Source organism: Rhizobacter sp. P1_G5, from assembly GCF_056405435.1.
Window position 1 is genome coordinate 1 of record NZ_JBFUCB010000514.1, and the last position, 4,432, is coordinate 4,432.

Below are 4,432 nucleotides of genomic sequence, written 5' to 3' on the forward strand. Positions count from 1 at the left end.
GGGCTGCTCGGACCCGGCGAATGCCTGCGTGCTGCCGAACGCGCTGCAGTCGGACCCTCCGCTGAAGCAGGTGGTGTCGCAGACGCTGGAGGCGGGCGTGCGCGGCACGCTGGCGCAGGGGCTGCGCTGGAATGCGTCGGTCTTCCGCACCGTCAACCGCGACGACCTGCTGTTCATCAGCAACGGGCTGTCGGCCGGCTACTTCAGCAATGTCGGCCGCACCGTGCGCCAGGGCGTGGAGCTCGGCGTGTCGCAGCAGGCCGGCGCGCTGAACTGGGCGCTGTCGTACAGCTGGCTGCGCGCCACCTTCGACTCGCCGGCCTGCCTTGTCTCCGAATCGAACAGCAGCGCCGAGACCAGCGCGGCCTGCACCGGCGACGACGAGATCGAGGTGCGCCAGGGCGACCGCCTGCCCGGCCTGCCGGCGCACACGCTGAAGTTGAGCCTGGACCTGCAGGCCACACCGAGCTGGAGCGTCGGCGCGCAGGTGCGGGCGCAGTCGAAGCAGTACGTGCGGGGCAACGAGAACAATGCCCACCAGGCGGACGGCGTGGATTTCTTCGGCAGCGGCAGCACCGCGGGGTTCACGTTGCTGGACCTGACCACGGGCTGGAAATTCCGGCCGGGGTGGGAGCTGTTCGGCAAGGTGTCGAACGTGTTCGATCGCCGCTATTCGACGGGCGGGCTGCTCGGCACGAATGCGTTCGATGCCAGCGGGGCGGTGCAGGCGCCGGCGGATTGGCGGCACGAGCAGTTCGTTGCGCCGGGCGCGCCGCGGGCGGGGTGGATCGGGATTCGGGTGTCGCTGGGGGGCGATGACTGAAGGCGCCCGCGAGAGGCACGTTGTGCGATTGATTGCGGCGAATGGCCGGGAGCGCGTCACCCACATTGCGAGCAGGGCGACAATCCGCAACCCGTGACGCCACCCGAGCGCGTCCATCCCCGACGCCACCATGACTGAAGCCTTGAACCCCCGCTCCGTCGAAGACCTGCTGTGTTCGCTCGATGCAGGCGCCACGCCCAAGTACCTGTTCTTCTGGGGCCACCAGCCGAACGCCGACGGCTCCGTCGGCAAGGGGTGCTTCAGCCAGTGGTTCGAGGCCAGCTTCGAGGTGGAAGGCCAGCGATACCCGACGGCCGAGCATTTCATGATGGCCGAGAAGGCCCGATTTTTTCGCGATGAAGCGGTGCGCGCTCGAATCCTGGGTGTCAGAACGGCGGCAGAGGCCAAGAAGCTCGGCCGAACCGTGAACGGTTTCGACGACGCAGCCTGGGAGCCGGTGCGCTTTGACATCGTCGTGCGTGCAAACGAGGCGAAGTTTGCGCAGAACCGCGCGCTGCGTGACTACTTGCTCGACACGGGTGATCGTGTGCTCGTCGAGGCAAGTCCGCTCGACAGCATCTGGGGCATCGGCCTCGCCGCGAGCGATGCTGCGGCCTTGGATCCACGCAGCTGGTGCGGGCTGAATCTGCTCGGATTTGCCCTGATGGAAGTACGCAGCCGGCTCTGCTGAGGCGCCTGCGCGGCCGACCCTCCCGTACTCGTCATCATGCTCATCATCTCGATCCTGTGCTTCGCCTGCCTCGCTGTTGGCTTCCTGCTGTACCTGCCGTTCCTGCTCTGGTTCCGGCGTCGACGCGCCCGTGGCAAATCGATGGGGGCCGAGATCCGCTACACCCGTTCCGGGGTTCTGTTGACGTTTGCCACATTCACCGCATTCCTGGGCGGGCTCGCTGCGCGCGAACTCGTGCCCGAGTCCTGGTTCGCGAGTCAGATCTCAGGGGGTAGTGGGGTGGTGCGTTGGGGGATCTGCGTCTTCGTGGTATTCGGTGTCCTGGAGAGGGTGCTGCGTCTCGCGAACATCGCTCTGCAGCATGAGCCACCCATGGACACGCCAGTCGCCGGCGAGGAGAACGTGTCGGCAGGATTGCTGCGCCGATGGAAGGTCGCCACCATTCGCGGTGTTCCGTTGTTCGTCGATGCGGTCCTTCCTCTCAACGGATTGCTGGTGGCGGGCCTCGCCGGTTCAGGCTTGGCAGGATCGTTGGCGTACTGCCTCGCATTCGCCGCACTCATCCTCGTGCACGAACTGGGTCACTTCGCCGCCGCCCGCGCGCTGGGCCTGAAAGTCTTCGCCATCAACGTCTCCGGCCTGGGCGGCAGCTGCCTCACGCAGGTTCCACGCGACGTGAAGGGCACGTTCCTGCTGTTTTCTGCGGGACTGGTGGCGCAGGCGGTATTGCTGGTGCTCGCGCTGGCGGCGGTCGCGATGCTGGGCTATCCGGAATCGCCCGTCGGGCAGAGCGTCTACATCACGTTCACGGTCGTGAACCTCGTCGTTGCCGCGATCAATCTGATCCCCGGCAAGATCGGCGACAACCGATCCACCGACGGCGCGATCCTCTGGGAACTGCTGCTTCACGTCGTTGGGGGCAGGCCGCACCCGCTGGCACAGCAGCACGCCGCCTCGCCGGTGTTCCCACCGCATACGCGCCTGACCGCGATCGACGGCATGGTGCCGCCCGGCTTCCAGTCGGGCGTCGAGCTTCTCAATGACGACAAGACACCGATGGAGTTCGTCGTCGAAGTGCTGGAAAGGCACCTGAAGCTCGACCGTGAGACCGCCATGGCGTCGATGCTCCAGATTCACGCGCGGGGCGGACTCCTGGTGCCGCTGGCGGATCCCGTCCACGCGGCCGAGGTGGCGAGCGAGGTCACGCGAGAGGCGCGCGACCAGGGCCACCCCTTGGTATGCCGTGCCGTTGAGGCACCCTCCGGGGCCGGTGCAACAGGCTAGTGACCCTCCAGCAGCCGCTGCGCCAGCTGCCGCACCTCGTCGTTCAATTCCACAGGCGCCTGCACCGTGAACGGAAACGGCAGCCGCGCCAGTTCGCGCGCCACCCATTCCAGCGTCTCGGCCTCCACCGTCAGCAGCACGCCGCGCCGGTGTGCCTTCAGCACGCCGAAGCCGGCGAACACATGGCGCCGTGCCGTCGCCAGCTCGGTGTGCAGCAGCACCTTCGCCTGGTGCAGGCGCGGCAGCGTGGCGATCGCATGGGTGAGGTAGCCCAGCACGTCGAAGGACGGCGGCCGCCGGAAGCTCGCGGGCAGTGGCTGCACGTCCTCGATGCGGTCGAGCCGGAATGAGCGCAGGTCGCGCCGCAGGTGGCAATGGCCCACCGCGTACCAGTGGCCGCCGCGAAACCCCAGCCCGTAGGGGTCGAACTCCCGACGGCTGCGCTGGGCACCGGGCGTGACGTAGCCCAGGCTCACCTGCTGCTGGTTCAAGGCGGCCGCGCTCAGTGCCAGCAACGCATCGTTGTTGCCGGCGGCACCGGGCTGGATGTCCAGCGCGATGGTGTCGGCCACGCCGCGCAACCGGCGCTTGAGCGCGGGCGGCGTGACCCGCTCGAGCTTGGCCAGCGCGCTGGCGGTGGCCGGCGCCGCCTCCGCCAGGCCCAGGTGCCGTGCGGCGCGCAGGCCCACGGTGAGCGCCAGCGCTTCGTCGTCGGTGAACATCAGCGGCGGCAGCTTGAACCCGGGCATCAGCTTGTAGCCGCCGTCGCGCCCGCGCTCGGCGGCGATCGGAATGCCCAGGTCCGCCAGCATCGCGATGTAGCGGCGCACCGTGCGGCGATCCACCTGAAGGCGCTCGGCCAGCTCGGCACCGCCCACCATGCCGCGGGCCTGCAGCAGTTCCAGCACGGTGAGCACTCGGGTGGCAGGGGCGGGCATGGTGGGCGGGATTCGATACAGGGCTGAATCTGTCCTATATGGGGCCTATCGTAGCGGCTCCTTCACCACCAGCACCAGGAGCCCTCCATGAATCCCTTCCACTGCCGCAAGCTCGTCAAGCCGCTGTCCGGCCAGCTGACCCGGGCGGGTGCGCTGTGATCGCCGGGCCTGAACTCGCGCTGTACTTCGCGCTGGTCTTCGGCATCATCGTGCTGCCGGGCATGGACATGGCCTACGTGATGGGCCATTCGCTGGTGGGCGGGCTGCGCAGCGGCGCGAGCGCGGTGGCCGGCATCATGGCCGGCGGGCTGTGCCACATGGTGTTCGGCGCGGCCGGCATCGCACTCGTGGTGAAGGCGGTGCCCGGCCTGTTCACGGTGATGCTGCTGGCCGGCGCCGCCTACATCGCGTGGATCGGCTGGAGCGTGTGGCGCGCGGCATCGGCAGCGGGTGCGGATGCGGGGGATGAGCCGGCRCCGGCATCGGGCGGCAAGGCTTTTCGGGGAGCCGTCGCCACCAGCCTGCTCAACCCCAAGGCCTATCTCTTCACCCTCGCGGTGATGCCGCAGTTCGTGCATCCCGAACGCGGCGGGTTCTGGGTCCAGGTGGCCGAACTGGCGGCGGTAACCAATGCGACCCAGGCAGCCGTCTATGGCGCGCTGGCGGTGGCCGCCAGCCGCAGCGGCGGATGGCTGA

The 4,432-nt window shown here is 68.4% G+C and carries 5 protein-coding genes; 4 read left to right on the forward strand and 1 reads right to left on the reverse strand.

Translation table 11 applies throughout. The features are described from left to right. The 3 genes from AC1D12_RS25815 to AC1D12_RS25825 form a co-directional block, all read left to right on the forward strand. Window positions 1-823: TonB-dependent receptor domain-containing protein (locus AC1D12_RS25815; protein ID WP_477843781.1), on the forward strand; the 823-nt coding region annotated here is incomplete at its 5' end. Between the two features lie 142 nt (window positions 824-965). Further along, the gene (gene ybiA / locus AC1D12_RS25820) at window positions 966-1,514 is read left to right on the forward strand and encodes a riboflavin biosynthesis intermediates N-glycosidase (protein ID WP_477843783.1); all 549 of its coding nucleotides are present in this window, start codon (window positions 966-968) and stop codon (window positions 1,512-1,514) included. Between the two features lie 36 nt (window positions 1,515-1,550). Next, window positions 1,551-2,798 carry an ATP-dependent Clp protease adaptor ClpS gene (locus AC1D12_RS25825; RefSeq protein WP_477843785.1) on the forward strand — a complete coding sequence of 416 codons (1,248 nt, stop codon included), beginning with the start codon at window positions 1,551-1,553 and terminating at the stop codon, window positions 2,796-2,798. Here the strand turns inward: AC1D12_RS25825 and AC1D12_RS25830 are convergent. Then, entirely contained in the window at window positions 2,795-3,736 is a 942-nt protein-coding gene (locus tag AC1D12_RS25830) for a helix-turn-helix transcriptional regulator (RefSeq protein ID WP_465112257.1), read from the reverse strand. The genes AC1D12_RS25825 and AC1D12_RS25830 overlap by 4 nt on opposite strands. Window positions 3,737-3,891: 155 nt before the next feature. Between AC1D12_RS25830 and AC1D12_RS25835 the strand changes: the two genes are divergently transcribed. After that, window positions 3,892-4,432 (forward strand): LysE family translocator (locus AC1D12_RS25835; RefSeq protein ID WP_477843787.1); only part of this gene is annotated, 541 nt, incomplete at its 3' end.

What these genes read in the sequence shown, in the direction of transcription:
- AC1D12_RS25825 (WP_477843785.1), top strand. Translation starts at nt 1,551, where the DNA reads ATGCTCATCATCTCGATCCTGTGCTTCGCCTGCCTCGCTGTTGGCTTC.
- AC1D12_RS25830 (WP_465112257.1), bottom strand. Translation starts at nt 3,736, where the DNA reads ATGCCCGCCCCTGCCACCCGAGTGCTCACCGTGCTGGAACTGCTGCAG.